Here is a 13,941-nt window from a genome sequence, read left to right on the forward strand (position 1 = left end):
GTCCTGGCCAGGACTCGGGGCGACGGGCGTATACGGGGTATGAGAAGCCGGTACAGGCGATTGCGTCAGTGCTGACGGTTCAACGTGCGCCGCCGTACGACATAGATGGTGGCGGTGGCCGCGGCGACGATCAGCGCGGTGCCGCCGGCCAGCTCCCCGGCGTTCAGTCCGCCGATGCTGCCGCCGAGACCGCCTCTGACGGCTCCGACGGCACCGGGCCCGACGGTCGTGGTGGAGCTGATGGTCGGATTCGAGCCGCCGCCGGCGATGGCGAGAGCGAACGTTCCCACCTGCGATCCGCAGGTGAAGCGCACCGTGTACACGGTGCCCGGATTGGCGTCCGCGTCGACCGTGGTCGAAGTGGACGTGCCCGGGGTGACGGTGACGGGGTCGAAGACCCCGGACGTGGCAGTGGCCGTGGTGTTGCATCCGCTGGCGGACAGGGTGACCCGGCCGCCCGGCGGGACGGTAGAGGGGCTCACGGTGAAGAAGGGCTGCGTCAGCCGGCTGTCGGTCGCCGCCGCGGTGGGGGCTGTCAGTGCGAGTGAGGCCACTCCCAGCAGAGCGGCGGATGCGACACGAATCGCGCGCATGGTCAATCCTCCGGGTCTCCGAGGAGCAGCTGCGGAACTGGTTTCCACAAGGGTCGGGGAATGCACCTCGATGACCGAAACGCTAGGAGTGGCCTTGATCGCCCGCGATCGCTGTCGCGCGAATGGGGCATCGATGTCCCCCATGCGGCGGACAGCCAGGGGCGTCGCGGCGTTGGTTCCGGCGGTGGATGCGAGGGGGCCGGCGGCAAGAGTGCGTACGACCGGGGTGCCGGGTCGCCGGAACACTTCCAGGCCGAGGGCTGCACCGAGGGTGCACGCGGATACTGCGACCCGGACCGCCGCTGTCCTCTCCGACAGCGCGGCTGCGGGCGCAGCCCGCCGCATGCTGCCGAGGACCGGTGCGCCTGGGGGACGCCGTGCGATCCCAGGAGCCGAACGGCTCGCCGCATCGTTGCGCAGACGGAGTGGCTGGTGGAGCCAGTGGTGCGGATGAGATCAAGCCAATCCGTCTTGGGGTGAATTCCCCTGATGGAAGCCGGATTTCTACGATTCGCGTTGGCGACTCCGAAGATTTTTTCAAACGGGTTGAACACGCGGAGCCCTCCTGTCCGTACCTAGGGCCATGAACACGGCGCACCTGGCGTCGCAACAGGCTCGATGGACAACAGGAGTGGACATGAACACCTGGCGTAACGCCTCGCTCGCGGTGACTGCGGCGGCCGTACTCGCGCTGACGACGGCGTGCGGTCAGGACAAGGGCACCGAGACCCCCAATGGTCAGACGGTCGGCGCGGCCAAGCCGGCCCAGCCCGGGAACGGCGGCTACGGCTCGGATTACGGCTCCGGCGCCGGCGCCGCGGAGCAGGCGGCGGCCAAGCCGGCCGGCCAACTCGCGGTCTGGGACAGCAAGGAACTCGGCAAGGTCGTCACCGACAGTGCCGGCTTCACGCTCTACCGCTTCGACAAGGACACCGCCAGCCCGCCGAAGTCGAATTGCGAAGCCGAGTGCGCGAAGGCGTGGCCCGCCGTGTCCGCCGGCGGCGCCTCGGCCGCCCCCGGCACCGACGCCTCGCTGATCGGCGAGGTCACCCGGGCCGACGGCAGCAAGCAACTCACCATCGGTGGCTGGCCGATGTACCGCTACGCCAAGGACGCCAAACCCGGTGACGCGAAGGGGCAGGGCGTCGGCGGCACCTGGTTCGCGTCGGCCCCCGACGGCAAGAAGGCGCTCGGCGGCGGCGAGGGCGCCGGGTCCGGATCGGGCTACGGCGACGGTGGCGAGGAGGCCGGCGGCCAGCCCGCCGACCTCGCCGGACTCTCCGTCCACAAGGACCCCAAGCTCGGCGAGATCATCGTCGACAAGAACGGCATGACCGTCTACCGGTTCAAGAAGGACTCGGCCTGGCCGATGAAGTCGGCGTGCACCGGCGAGTGCCTCAAGAAGTGGCCTGTTGTCGCTCCGGTCGACAAGAACGACACCGAGGGAATCATCAAGAAGGGCTTCGTCACCTTCAACCGCCCTGACGGCATCAAGCAGCAGTCGATCGACTGCTGGCCGATCTACACCTTCGCGGGTGACAAGAAGCCGGGCGACACCAACGGCCAGGGTGTGGGCGGTACTTGGTACGTCGTATCGCCCCAGGCCAAGCTGGTCGGAGCGCCCAAGTAGTCCCCACGCTGCGCGTCCGGCCCGACCGGCCCGTCTCACGCCCCCCGCGTGATGGCGGGCCGGTTGCTATGCCAGCGGCGTGTGACCAAGAACGGACCGCTAATTTCCGTTTGGGCTCGCTCTCTTGGCGGGCGATCAGTAGCCTCGGCTCGAACACCGGCCATGAACATGGCCGAACTCCCCCGTGGCGACTTGTTGGAGACATCGATGGAGCGTCCCGCCTGGGCCCCGCAGGGCATCGACATATCGGTGCCGAGCGTGTCTCGCATTTACGACTACTACCTGGGCGGCTCGCACAATTTCGAAGTCGACAGGGAAGCCGCCCGCAAGGCGATGGAGTTCATGCCCGGCCTCCCCAAGATCATGCAGGCGAACCGGGCGTTCATGCGCCGGGCCGTGAATTACGCAGTGAGCGAGGGTGTCACGCAGTTCCTCGACATCGGCTCCGGGATTCCGACCTTCGGCAATGTCCACGAGGTGGCGCACAAGGCCGACGCCGCCTCCCGCGTGGTCTACGTCGACCACGATCCGGTTGCCGTCGCGCACAGCAGGGCCGTTCTGGACGGCGACGAGCAGGCCGTCGTCGTCTCCGCGGATCTGCGCAAGCCGCAGCAGATACTCGACAGCCCCGAGGTGGGCGGACTGCTCGACCTGGAGCGGCCGGTGGCGCTGCTCCTCGTCGCCGTACTGCACTTCCTCGAGGACGAGGACGATCCGCAGAGCGCCGTGGCTCAGCTCCGTGACGCTCTGGCGCCCGGCAGCCTCATCGTCATCACCCACGCCTCGTACGAAGGAATACCGCTGCCCGAGGAGCAGGCGGGCGGCGCGGTCGACGTCTACCGGAACATACGCAACCCGCTGGTCATGCGCTCGCGCGAGGAGATCGCGCGGTTCTTCGAGGGGTACGAGATGGCCGAGCCCGGGCTGGTGTCCATGCCCCGCTGGAGGCCCGACGCGCCCGCCGAGCAGGAGGACCCATACGCCTTCTCGGGCTTCGCCGGGGTAGGGCGCAAGGCGTGATGGCGCCGACGGAGGTGACGGATTCCGCGGTGGACCCGGACGGCCTGGAGGACAGACTCCGGCGGTTCGCGACGATCTGGAGCCGGGCCATCTTCCCGGTGACGGCCACGTCGATGACCCGGGCCGAGCTCGAGAAGCATCTGCTGCCGCTGGCCCGGCGGTTGAGGGAGTCCCTGCACGCACGGCCCTTCGACCCGCAGGCCGCGCAGCGGGTCGGAGCGGCCCTGGTCGAGGCCCACTGCACGGACCCCGAAGCACTCAGCCGCACGCTCGGCGTCGTCGACGCGTATCTGGTCCTGTACTGCGGCGCCGGTGACCCCGAGCAGCCCGCCGAGGAGAGCCGGGCCCGCTGCGCCCGGCTGCAGCACGCGGTGGCCGCCGGCTTCGCCCACGGACTGCGCGAGCGCACACTGGCCGAGCAGGAGGCCATCGCGCGCTCCTCGCTGCTGGCCCGCAGCGACGCGGTGCAGGCGCTGCACGCCACCGAGGCCCGCTTCCGTGCGGTGTTCGAGGGCGCTGCGATCGGCATCGGGATCGCCGACCTCGACGGCAATGTGCTCGAGGTCAACGAGACTCTGCTGCGGATGTTCGGCGGGCTCGAGCACCATGTGCGTGGCAGGAAGGTGACCGACTGGGCCCATCCTGAAGACCGGCCACACGTCTGGGAGTTGTACCGGGAGCTGGTGAGCGGCGAGCGTGACGACTACCGCGTGGAGAAGCCCTTCTTCCGCAACGACGGCACGGTCCTGTGGACCAATCTGACGGTCTCTCTGCTGCGGGACCCCGACGGCCGGCCGGAGTACCAGTTGGCGCTGATGGAGGACACCACCGAGCGCCGGCTGCTCAATCTGCGGCTGCGCTACGAGGCCACGCACGACGCGCTGACCGGGCTGCCCAACCGCACACTCTTCTTCGAACGGCTGGAGAAGGCGCTCTCCGCCGGTGACGGCGCCCGCTTCGGCCTCTGCTACCTCGACCTCGACGGCTTCAAGGCGATCAACGACAGCCTCGGTCACGCGGCGGGCGACCGGCTGCTGGTGGAGGTCGCGGACCGGCTGCAGAGCTGCGCCACCGCGCCCGGTGAGATGGTGGCACGGCTCGGCGGCGACGAGTTCGTGGCGCTGACCACCGGACCCGACACCCAGCGCGAGGTGGACGACCTCGCCGCCCGTATCCTCGCCGCGCTCGCCTCGCCCATCCGCGTCGACGGCCGGGAGTTCACCGTCCGCGGAAGCATCGGCATCGTCGAAGGGCCCGCGGGCGAGCGCACCACAGCCGAAGTGCTGCGCAGCGCCGACATCACCATGTACCGCGCCAAGTCGGCGGGCGGCAACCGCTTCGAGCTCGCCGACCCGGAGGCGGACGCCCGCGCCATCACCCGGCACGGGCTGACCACCGCACTGCCGGCGGCCCTGGAGCGCGGTGAGTTCTTCATCGAGTACCAGCCCTTGGTCCACCTGGGTGACGGGAGCGTGCACGGGGCCGAAGCGCTGGTGCGCTGGTGCCATCCGCAGCACGGCGTACTCGGTCCGGACCGGTTCATTCCGCTCGCCGAGCACACCGGACTGATCGTGCCGCTGGGCCGCTGGGTGCTCCAGGAGGCCGTACGCCAGGCTCGCTACTGGCAGAGGCGGCACTCCGACGGCGGCCCGCTGCGGATCAACGTCAACCTCTCGCCCGCGCAGCTCCACCACCCCGGACTGGTCGCCGACACGGTCGACGTGCTCCAGCGCTCCGGCCTCGAACCGGGCGCCCTGTGCCTGGAGGTCACCGAGTCCGCGCTGATCGGCGCGGACGAGGATCTGCTCAAACCGCTGCGCCAGCTCGCCGAGATGGGTGTGGACATCGCGCTCGACGACTTCGGCACCGGCTATTCGAACCTCGCCAATCTGCGCCGACTGCCGGTGAGCGTGCTCAAACTGGACCGTTCCTTCACCCAGGGCATGCAGCGGCACCCGGCCGACCCCGTCGATCTGAAGATCGTCGAGGGGATCGTCTCGCTGGCGCACAGTCTGCAGCTGGCCGTGACGGTGGAGGGCGTGGAGACCGGCGCCCAGGCGGAGCAGCTGCGCGAACTCGGCTGCGACACCGCACAGGGCTGGTACTACGCGAGGCCCGGGCCGCCGGACAAGCTGCACGCACTGTCGCTGGCGGACGCGGTGTAGTTTTCCCGGGGCTCCGCCCCGGCCCCGCGCCTCAATCGCCGCCCCATCAAGCCCGTCCGGCGATTGAGGACAACGGCCGAAGGCCGGGCACCGACGACGGCGGTCAGTCGGCCGCCGCGCGCGAGTTCAGCAGCACCCGCTGCAGCTCGCGCGCGGCCCGCGGCGGGGCGACATCGCTGCGGTGGGCGAGCGCGATCGTACGCCGCAGTCCCGGCGGGGCGAGCGGGGTGACCCGCAGATCGCGCCCGGCGCGCTCCGCCACCATGCTCGGCACCACCGCGACGCCGAGCCCGGCCCGTACGAAACCGAGTACGGCGTCCATCTCGCCGCCCTCCACGGTGAAGGCCGGTTCGAAGCCCTCCGCGCGGCATGCGGCGACCGTCAGCTCGCGCAGGTCGTAGCCGTGCCGGAACATCACCAGGGGCTCGCCCTGCAGATCGGCGATCCGCACCGGCCGGTGCGGGGCCTTCGCCGCGGCCGACGACACCACGACCAGATCCTCCCGCAGCAGCTCGACCGTGGTCAGCGCGGGGGAGGCGGGCGGCAACGGCAGCACGATCAGAGCCAGATCGAGCGACCCGCGGGCCAGCTCCCGTACGAGATCGTGCGAACCGCTCTCCTCGATCAGCAGCTGGATGCCCGGGTGCAGATCGTGGAAGGTCCGCAGCACATCCGGCAGCAGACCGGTGCAGAGGCTCGGCGTCGCGCCCAGCCTGACCCGGCCGCGGCGCAGCTGTGCGAGCTCCTGGACCTCATGGCGTGCGGTGTCGGTGTCGGCGAGGATGCGGCGGGCCAGCGGAAGCAGCGCCTCCCCGGCGTCCGTCAGGGCGATATTGCCGCGGGCCCGGCTGAACAGCTCCGCCCCGAGCTCCTTCTCCAGCGCCCGGATCTGCTGGGAGAGGGACGGCTGGGCGACATGCACCCGCTCGGCGGCGCGGGTGAAGTGGCGCGTCTCGGCGACCGCCACGAAGTACAGAAGCTGCTGGAACTGCATACCATCCACGATAGGGCATGCCTATGGAAATGAGCCGGATCATGTCTTGGACCTCTTGGGTCCTCCCGCTCTAGCGTCTCTGTACATGGCTCTGGCAACGCGGACGGATCGAAAACCGTCCCTCACGCGCACGTTCTGGGGATCGACCGTCGGCAAGAAGACGGTCATGGCCGTCAGCGGCCTGATCATGCTCGGCTATCTGGTCGCGCATGTGATGGGCAACCTCAAAGTCTTCTTCGGGGCGGGGGAGTTCAACGCCTACGGTCACTGGCTGCGCACCATGGGGGAGCCCGTCCTGCACTACTCCTGGGGGCTCTGGATCGTCCGCGTGGTCCTGCTCGCGGCCGTCGTGGGCCACGGCGTATCGGCGTACCAGCTCAGCAAGCGGGATCTGAAGGCCAGGCCCGTCCCGTATGCGCACAAGCGGCGACGGGCCGGCTACGCCACCCGCACCATGCGCTGGGGCGGCATCATCGTGGCGCTGTTCATCGTCTGGCATCTGCTGGACCTGACGACGCTCACGGTCAACGAGAACGCCCAGCCGGATCATCCCTACGAGAACATCGTCGCGACCTTCTCCACCTGGTACGGCAACGTGATCTACATCGTCGCGATGCTCGCCGTCGGACTGCACATCCGGCACGGCTTCTGGAGCGCCGCCCAGACCCTCGGCATGGGCAACGCCACCCGCGACCGCGTACTCAAGACCGTCGCAAACGTCCTCGCGCTGGTACTGACCGCGGGCTTCATCTCCGTACCCGTCGCCGTCATGACCGGAGTGGTGAGCTGACATGAACTACCTGAACTACACGACCGGCGCTCCTGTCGCCGACACCAAGGCCCCCGAAGGACCCGTGGCCGAGCGCTGGGACCGACGGCGCTTCGAGGCCGGACTGGTCAACCCGGCCAACCGCCGCAAACACACCGTCATCGTCGTCGGCACCGGCCTCGCCGGTGGCGCCGCGGGCGCGACCCTCGCCGAACAGGGCTACCACGTCGTCCAGTTCTGCTATCAGGACTCACCGCGCCGGGCGCACTCCATCGCCGCCCAGGGCGGAATCAACGCCGCCAAGAACTACCGCAACGACGGCGACTCGATCCACCGCCTGTTCTACGACACCGTCAAGGGCGGCGACTTCCGCGCCCGCGAGTCCAACGTCCACCGGCTCGCCCAGATCTCCGTGGAGATCATCGACCAGTGCGTGGCGCAGGGTGTGCCGTTCGCCCGCGAGTACGGCGGCCTCCTCGACACCCGCTCCTTCGGCGGCGTCCAGGTCTCCCGTACCTTCTACGCCCGCGGCCAGACGGGACAGCAACTGCTGCTCGGCGCCTACCAGGCGCTCTCCCGGCAGATCGCCGCCGGCACCGTGGAGATGCACGCCCGGACCGAGATGCTCGATCTGATCGTCGTCGGCGGACGGGCCCGCGGCATCGTCGCACGCGATCTGGTCACCGGCCAGATCTCCAGTCACTTCGCGGACGCGGTGGTGCTCGCCTCCGGCGGCTACGGCAATGTCTTCTATCTGTCGACGAACGCCGTGAACTCCAATGCCACCGCGATCTGGCGGGCCCATCGGCGCGGCGCCTACTTCGCCAACCCCTGCTTCACCCAGATCCACCCCACCTGCATCCCGCGCACCGGCGACCACCAGTCCAAGCTGACCCTGATGAGCGAGTCGCTGCGCAACGACGGCCGTATCTGGGTCCCCAGGGCGCGCGGCGACGAGCGGCCGCCGAACGAGATCCCTGAGGACGAGCGGGACTACTACCTGGAGCGGATCTACCCCTCCTTCGGCAACCTCGTCCCCCGCGACATCGCATCGCGCGCCGCGAAGAACGTCTGCGACGAGGGCCGCGGCGTCGGCCCCGGCGGCCAGGGCGTGTACCTGGACTTCGCCGACGCCATCCGGCGGATGGGCCGGGACAAGGTCGCTGAGAAGTACGGAAACCTCTTCGACATGTACGAGCGGATCACCGCCGAGGATCCGTACGAGGTTCCCATGCGGATCTATCCGGCCGTGCACTACACGATGGGTGGCCTGTGGGTCGACTACGACCTGCAGACCACCGTCCCGGGGCTCTTCGCCATCGGCGAGGCCAACTTCTCGGACCACGGAGCGAATCGGCTGGGCGCGTCCGCGCTGATGCAGGGTCTCGCCGACGGGTACTTCGTCCTGCCGTCCACGATCAACGACTACCTCGCCCGCAATCCGCACCCGGAGACCCTCGACGCCTCGCACCCGGCGGTGGCGGAGGTGCTCGCCGAGACCGAGGACCGGCTGAACCTGCTGCTGGCCGTGGACGGCGACCGCACGCCCGACTCCTTCCATCGCGAACTCGGCCGGCTCATGTGGGAGTTCTGCGGAATGGCCCGGACCGATGAGGGGCTGCGCAAGGCGCTCGACCGGATTCCGCGGATCCGCGAGGAGTTCTGGCGCCGCATCAAGGTGCCGGGCAGCGGTGAGGAGTTCAACCAGTCGCTGGAGAAGGCCAACCGCATCGTCGACTATCTGGAGCTCGCCGAGCTGATGTGCCTCGACGCACTGCACCGCGCCGAGTCCTGCGGCGGCCACTTCCGCGAGGAGTCCCAGACCCCGGACGGCGAAGCCGCCCGCAAGGACGAGGAGTTCGGCTACGCGGCCGCCTGGGAGTACCGGGGGCCCGGCGGTCGTCCCCCGGGAGAGCACGGCGGCGGGACCGGCGAGGCGCCCGTCCTGCACAAGGAAGACCTCGTCTTCGAGTACGTCCACCCCACTCAGCGGAGCTACGCATGAAGCTCACCCTGCGCGTCTGGCGCCAGCAGAACCCCGACGCTCCCGGCGCCATGGTCACCTACGAGGTCGACGGCATATCGACGGACATGTCGTTCCTGGAGATGCTCGACACCCTCAACGAGGAGCTCATCGTCAAGGGCGACGAGCCGGTCGCCTTCGATCACGACTGCCGCGAGGGCATCTGTGGCGCCTGCAGCCTGGTCATCAACGGCGATGCCCACGGTCCGGAGCGCACCACCACCTGCCAGCTCCATATGCGGTCCTTCAAGGACGGCGACACCATCGACGTCGAGCCATGGCGCGCCTCCGCCTTCCCGGTGGTGAAGGACCTGGTCGTGGACCGCTCGGCCTTCGACCGGATCATCCAGGCCGGCGGCTACATCAGCGCCCCGACCGGCTCCGCTCCCGAGGCCCACGCCACGCCGGTTCCGAAACCGGATGCCGACTTCGCCTTCGAGCACGCGGAGTGCATCGGCTGCGGCGCCTGCGTCGCTGCCTGTCCCAACGGCTCCGCGATGCTCTTCACATCGGCGAAGATCAACCACCTCAATGTGCTGCCACAGGGCGCGCCCGAGCGCGAGACCCGGGTGCTCGAGATGGTCGCGACGATGGACGAGGAGGGCTTCGGCGGTTGCACGCTGACCGGTGAATGCGCGACGGCCTGTCCGAAGGGGATCCCGCTGCCGTCGATCGCGGCGATGAACAAGGAGTGGTTGCGGGCGACCCGGAAAGTCCGTCGCTGAGGCCGATGTTGCGGCCGGGGCCAGGAGATTCAGGACAGCTTTCGTGTGTGAGGGCGCCCACGCTTCCCCGCCCCGGGCAACAAATTGTTCATGTAATTGTCACATCGGCCGCAGGATTTACGCCCTGGGGAGCGATCGAGCGCGTGGACAGCAAGATCAACTTGGTTCAACTCTGCACTGTGTATCGCGACATGTCCGCATTGCAGCCACCCAGTACCTGGAGATTTCCCCGGAGTTCGGGTGAGCCGGTAGGTATGGCCGGGTAACGGGCGCCGACCACGCTCGAGCCCTACCGAAGCACTGCCAACTCTGGGGGTTGCCATGCCTGAACTCACCCGCCGACGCGCCCTGGGTGCCGCCGCGAGCGCACTCGCCGGACTCGCCGTCGCGGATCTCGCGACCACAGCACTGTCACACCCGGCGGCGGCCGCCCCGAACGCCTCCGACCCCGCCCCGATCGCCTCCGACCCTGCGCCGTTCGACGAGGTCTACCAGGGGCGCCGCATACAGGGCGGACCCTCGCACGGCGGCGGACACCACGGGAACGGGCACCACGGGAACGGACACCACGGCGCCGGCTACGCGGTGCGCATAGACGGCGATGAGCTGCATGTGATGCGCAATGCCGACGGCACCTGGATCAGCGTCGTCAACCACTACGAGACGTTCGCCACGCCCCGCGCGGTGGCCCGCGCCGCCGTGGTGGAACTCCAGGGCGCCGAGCTCGTCCCCCTCGTCCTCGCCTGATCCGGGAGCACCGCCATGACCGTACGCAAGAACCAGGCCCGGCTGACCGCCACCGAGAAGCGCCGCTTCGTCGACGCGCTGCTCGAGCTCAAGCGCAATGGGCAGTACGACACCTTCGTCACCACTCACAACGGCTTCATCATGAACGACACCGACAACGGCGACCGGGTCGGCCATCGCTCGCCGTCCTTCCTGCCGTGGCACCGCAGGTTCCTCATACAGTTCGAGCAGCAACTCCAGGCCGTGGACCCCTCCGTGGCGCTCCCGTACTGGGACTGGACGGCGGACCGTACCGCGGGCTCCTCCCTCTGGGCGGCGGACTTCCTCGGCGGCACCGGCCGCAGCAGGGACGGCCAGGTGATGGACGGCCCGTTCGCGTCCGCCGCGGGCAAATGGCCGGTGAACATACGTGTCGACGGTCGCGGCTATCTGCGCAGGGAGCTCGGCGCGGGCGGACAACAGCTGCCGACCCGGGCCGAAGTCGACTCCGTACTCGCCATGACCACCTATGACGCTCCGCCGTGGAACAGCGCGTCGGACGGCTTCCGCAACCACCTGGAAGGCTGGCGCGGCGTCAACCTGCACAACCGGGTGCATGTGTGGGTGGGCGGCCAGATGACCACCGGAGTCTCCCCGAACGACCCGGTGTTCTGGCTGCACCATGCCTTTATCGACAAGCTCTGGGCCGACTGGCAGGCCCGCCACCCGGGCTCCACCTATCTGCCGGCCGCCGGGACGGCCAATGTCGTGGACCTCCACGACACGATGCGCCCGTGGAACAACGTGACCCCTGCCGACATGCTCGACCACACCCGCTACTACACATTCGACACAGCCGCCTAGCGGAGGGACCGCGCGAGGTAGGGCGCGGTACGGCTGCCGGCCGTGCCCGCCACTTCGCCCGGTGTACCGGCGGCGACGATGCGACCGCCTTCGTCGCCGCCACCCGGACCGAGGTCGATGACCCAGTCCGCGCCCGCCACCACCTCCATGTCGTGCTCGACGACCACCACCGAGTGGCCCGCGTCGACCAGACCGTGCAACTGCCGCATCAGCACCTCGACATCGGCGGGATGCAGCCCGGTCGTCGGCTCGTCCAGCACATAGAAGGTGTGCCCGCGCCGCACCCGCTGCAGTTCGGTGGCGAGCTTGATGCGCTGAGCCTCGCCGCCCGACAGCTCGGTCGCGGGCTGGCCGAGGCGGAGATAGCCGAGCCCCACATCGAGCAGGGCCCGCAGGCTGCGTTCGGCCGCGGGGACACCGGTGAAGAACTCCGCCGCGGCCTCGACCGTCAGATCGAGCACCTCGGCGATGTTCAGGCCCCCGTAACGGACTTCGAGCGTCGCCGGGTTGTAGCGGGCACCGTGGCAGTCCGGGCACGGTGCGTACGTGCTGGGCAGAAAGAGCAGCTCCACCGAGACGAAGCCCTCGCCCTGACAGGTCCCGCAGCGCCCGCCCGCCACATTGAAGGAGAACCGGCCCGCCTTGTAGCCGCGTGCCTTGGCTTCGCCGGTGGCGGTGAAGAGCTTGCGGATGACGTCGAACAGACCGGTGTACGTGGCGAGATTGGAGCGCGGCGTACGGCCGATGGGGCGCTGGTCCACCTGGACCAGACGCTGCACGGCCGCCAGCCCCTCGACCGAGACGCACCCGGCCGCCGATGTCGCATCCGTCCCGTCGCTGTCCGGCGCCTCCGAGCCCAGCCGTTCCGCGAGAGCGCCCGCGAGCACCTGCCCGACCAGAGTCGACTTCCCCGAACCCGAGACGCCGGTCACGGCGGTGAACACCCCGAGCGGGAACCGCGCGTCCACGCCGCGCACATTGTGCCGCTCGACCCCGTTCAGCCGCAGCCAGCCCGCCGGCGCGCGCGCCTCGCGCACCGGCGCGGACCGCCGCTCGAACAGGAACCGCCGAGTCGCCGACGTGCCGACCCCGGCCAGATCCGCCACCGGGCCGCTGTGCAGCACACGACCGCCGTGCTCGCCCGCATGCGGCCCCACATCGACGAGCCAGTCCGCGCTGCGTACGACATCGAGATGGTGCTCCACCACGAAGACCGAGTTGCCCGCTGCCTTGAGCCGCTCCAGAACCACCAGCAGCGCCTCGGTGTCCGCCGGATGCAGACCGGCCGACGGCTCGTCGAGTACGTACACGACGCCGAACAGACCGGAACGCAGCTGGGTGGCCAGCCGCAGCCGCTGCAGCTCTCCGCTGGACAGGGTGGGCGCGGTGCGGTCCAGGCTGAGATAGCCGAGCCCCAGTTCGGTGACCGTGCCGATCCGGGCGAGGAGATCGGCGGTCAGCACCCGTGCGGTCTCGGAGCCGCCCGCGGCGCCCGATTCGAGCACCTCGGCGAGTCCGGTCAGCGGCAGCGCCGCCAGTTCGGCGATCGTGCGGCCCGCGAACGTCACCGCCAGCGCCTCGGGACGCAGCCTGCTGCCCCCGCACGTCGGACAGGGCGCACTGACCAGGAACCGCTCGGCCCTGGTGCGCAGCGTCTGGCTCTTGGAGTCCGCGAAGGTGTGCAGGACATAGCGCCGGGCGCTCATGTACGTGCCCTGGTACGGGCGTTGGATACGGCCCGCCTCCCGTACCGGATGTACCGTGACGACCGGCTGCTCGTCCGTGAACAGGATCCAGTCCCGGTCCCTCCGATCGAGCTCGCGCCACGGCCGGTCGATGCCGTACCCCAGAGCGTCCAGCACATCGCGGAGGTTCTTGCCCTGCCAGGCCCCCGGCCAGGCCGCGATCGCGCCGTCCCGGATGGACAGCGACGGATCGGGGACGAGCAGCTCCTCGCTGGTGCGGTGGATGCGGCCCAGACCGTGGCACTCGGGGCAGGCCCCGGCGGCCGTGTTCGGCGAGAAGGCGTCCGAGTCCAGGCGCTGGGCCCCCTCGGGATGGTCACCCGCCCGCGAGAACAGCATCCGCAGCGAATTGGAGAGCGTGGTGACCGTTCCGACCGAGGAGCGCGAGGTGGGCGATGAACGGCGCTGCTCCAGCGAGACCGCGGGCGGCAGCCCGGTGATCTCGCCGACCTTGGGCGCGCCCACCTGGTGGATCAGCCGGCGGGCGTAGGGGGCGACGGACTCGAAGTAGCGCCGCTGCGCCTCGGCGTAGATCGTGCCGAAGGCGAGCGAGGACTTCCCGGACCCCGAGACACCGGTGAAAACGACGAGGGCATCGCGCGGGATGTCCACGTCGACGCCGCGCAGATTGTGCTCATGGGCGCCGCGGACACGGACGTACGGGTCGTGAGGGCTGTGCATAGCGGA

At 69.6% G+C, this 13,941-nt stretch carries 11 protein-coding genes; 8 read left to right on the plus strand and 3 right to left on the minus strand.

The annotated features are described in order from the left end of the window. Window positions 1-65 precede the first annotated feature (65 nt). Window positions 66-593 (minus strand): hypothetical protein, encoded by a 528-nt coding sequence (locus ACFWDI_RS30210; protein WP_385308809.1) that lies wholly within the window; start codon window positions 591-593, stop codon window positions 66-68. Between the two features lie 637 nt (window positions 594-1,230). Here ACFWDI_RS30210 and ACFWDI_RS30215 point away from each other — a divergent pair. The 3 genes from ACFWDI_RS30215 (at window position 1,231) to ACFWDI_RS30225 (ending at window position 5,408) form a co-directional block, all read left to right on the plus strand. Beyond that, window positions 1,231-2,223: an SCO0930 family lipoprotein gene (locus ACFWDI_RS30215; RefSeq protein ID WP_385308811.1), complete on the plus strand. Its 993-nt coding sequence runs from the start codon at window positions 1,231-1,233 to the stop codon at window positions 2,221-2,223. A gap of 207 nt (window positions 2,224-2,430) precedes the next feature. Then, window positions 2,431-3,243 carry an SAM-dependent methyltransferase gene (locus tag ACFWDI_RS30220; protein WP_385308813.1) on the plus strand — a complete coding sequence of 271 codons (813 nt, stop codon included), beginning with the start codon at window positions 2,431-2,433 and terminating at the stop codon, window positions 3,241-3,243. Further along, window positions 3,243-5,408, plus strand: coding sequence for a putative bifunctional diguanylate cyclase/phosphodiesterase (locus ACFWDI_RS30225; protein WP_385308815.1), 2,166 nt, complete (start codon window positions 3,243-3,245; stop codon window positions 5,406-5,408). The genes ACFWDI_RS30220 and ACFWDI_RS30225 overlap by 1 nt, the downstream gene beginning before the upstream one ends. A 103-nt stretch (window positions 5,409-5,511) precedes the next feature. On the opposite strand, the gene ACFWDI_RS30230 is transcribed toward ACFWDI_RS30225, so the two are convergent. After that, window positions 5,512-6,402, minus strand: a complete 891-nt coding sequence (locus ACFWDI_RS30230; protein WP_385308816.1) for a LysR family transcriptional regulator — start codon at window positions 6,400-6,402, stop codon at window positions 5,512-5,514. A gap of 85 nt (window positions 6,403-6,487) precedes the next feature. On the opposite strand from ACFWDI_RS30230, the gene ACFWDI_RS30235 reads away from it, so the two are divergent. The 5 genes from ACFWDI_RS30235 to ACFWDI_RS30255 all read left to right on the plus strand — a co-directional run bounded on the left by ACFWDI_RS30235 (window position 6,488) and on the right by ACFWDI_RS30255 (window position 11,509). Beyond that, window positions 6,488-7,192 carry a succinate dehydrogenase gene (locus ACFWDI_RS30235; RefSeq protein ID WP_385308818.1) on the plus strand — a complete coding sequence of 235 codons (705 nt, stop codon included), beginning with the start codon at window positions 6,488-6,490 and terminating at the stop codon, window positions 7,190-7,192. Window position 7,193: 1 nt separating this feature from the next. Then, window positions 7,194-9,176 (plus strand): fumarate reductase/succinate dehydrogenase flavoprotein subunit, encoded by a 1,983-nt coding sequence (locus ACFWDI_RS30240; RefSeq protein WP_385308820.1) that lies wholly within the window; start codon window positions 7,194-7,196, stop codon window positions 9,174-9,176. Continuing rightward, complete coding sequence (locus ACFWDI_RS30245; RefSeq protein WP_385308822.1) at window positions 9,173-9,919, plus strand: succinate dehydrogenase/fumarate reductase iron-sulfur subunit; 747 nt, start codon at window positions 9,173-9,175, stop codon at window positions 9,917-9,919. Before ACFWDI_RS30240 ends, ACFWDI_RS30245 begins: the two co-directional genes overlap by 4 nt. 321 nt (window positions 9,920-10,240) lie before the next feature. Further along, window positions 10,241-10,666: a tyrosinase cofactor gene (locus tag ACFWDI_RS30250; RefSeq protein WP_385308824.1), complete on the plus strand. Its 426-nt coding sequence runs from the start codon at window positions 10,241-10,243 to the stop codon at window positions 10,664-10,666. A gap of 15 nt (window positions 10,667-10,681) precedes the next feature. Continuing rightward, window positions 10,682-11,509 carry a tyrosinase family protein gene (locus ACFWDI_RS30255; RefSeq protein ID WP_385308826.1) on the plus strand — a complete coding sequence of 276 codons (828 nt, stop codon included), beginning with the start codon at window positions 10,682-10,684 and terminating at the stop codon, window positions 11,507-11,509. Here the strand turns inward: ACFWDI_RS30255 and uvrA are convergent. Next, window positions 11,506-13,935, minus strand: coding sequence for an excinuclease ABC subunit UvrA (gene uvrA, locus ACFWDI_RS30260; protein ID WP_385308828.1), 2,430 nt, complete (start codon window positions 13,933-13,935; stop codon window positions 11,506-11,508). The two genes, ACFWDI_RS30255 and uvrA, sit on opposite strands and share 4 nt — an antisense overlap. Window positions 13,936-13,941 lie beyond the last annotated feature (6 nt).

It is taken from the genome of Streptomyces sp. NPDC060064 (genome assembly GCF_042736455.1).
Classification (GTDB): Bacteria; Actinomycetota; Actinomycetes; order Streptomycetales; family Streptomycetaceae; genus Streptomyces.

Bases quoted from the DNA above. Each gene is read 5' to 3' on its own strand.
- ACFWDI_RS30210 (WP_385308809.1), bottom strand. From the start codon at position 593: ATGCGCGCGATTCGTGTCGCATCCGCCGCTCTGCTGGGAGTGGCCTCA.
- ACFWDI_RS30215 (WP_385308811.1), top strand. From the start codon at position 1,231: ATGAACACCTGGCGTAACGCCTCGCTCGCGGTGACTGCGGCGGCCGTA.
- ACFWDI_RS30220 (WP_385308813.1), top strand. From the start codon at position 2,431: ATGGAGCGTCCCGCCTGGGCCCCGCAGGGCATCGACATATCGGTGCCG.
- ACFWDI_RS30225 (WP_385308815.1), top strand. From the start codon at position 3,243: ATGGCGCCGACGGAGGTGACGGATTCCGCGGTGGACCCGGACGGCCTG.
- ACFWDI_RS30230 (WP_385308816.1), bottom strand. From the start codon at position 6,402: ATGCAGTTCCAGCAGCTTCTGTACTTCGTGGCGGTCGCCGAGACGCGC.
- ACFWDI_RS30235 (WP_385308818.1), top strand. From the start codon at position 6,488: ATGGCTCTGGCAACGCGGACGGATCGAAAACCGTCCCTCACGCGCACG.
- ACFWDI_RS30240 (WP_385308820.1), top strand. From the start codon at position 7,194: ATGAACTACCTGAACTACACGACCGGCGCTCCTGTCGCCGACACCAAG.
- ACFWDI_RS30245 (WP_385308822.1), top strand. From the start codon at position 9,173: ATGAAGCTCACCCTGCGCGTCTGGCGCCAGCAGAACCCCGACGCTCCC.
- ACFWDI_RS30250 (WP_385308824.1), top strand. From the start codon at position 10,241: ATGCCTGAACTCACCCGCCGACGCGCCCTGGGTGCCGCCGCGAGCGCA.
- ACFWDI_RS30255 (WP_385308826.1), top strand. From the start codon at position 10,682: ATGACCGTACGCAAGAACCAGGCCCGGCTGACCGCCACCGAGAAGCGC.
- uvrA (WP_385308828.1), bottom strand. From the start codon at position 13,935: ATGCACAGCCCTCACGACCCGTACGTCCGTGTCCGCGGCGCCCATGAG.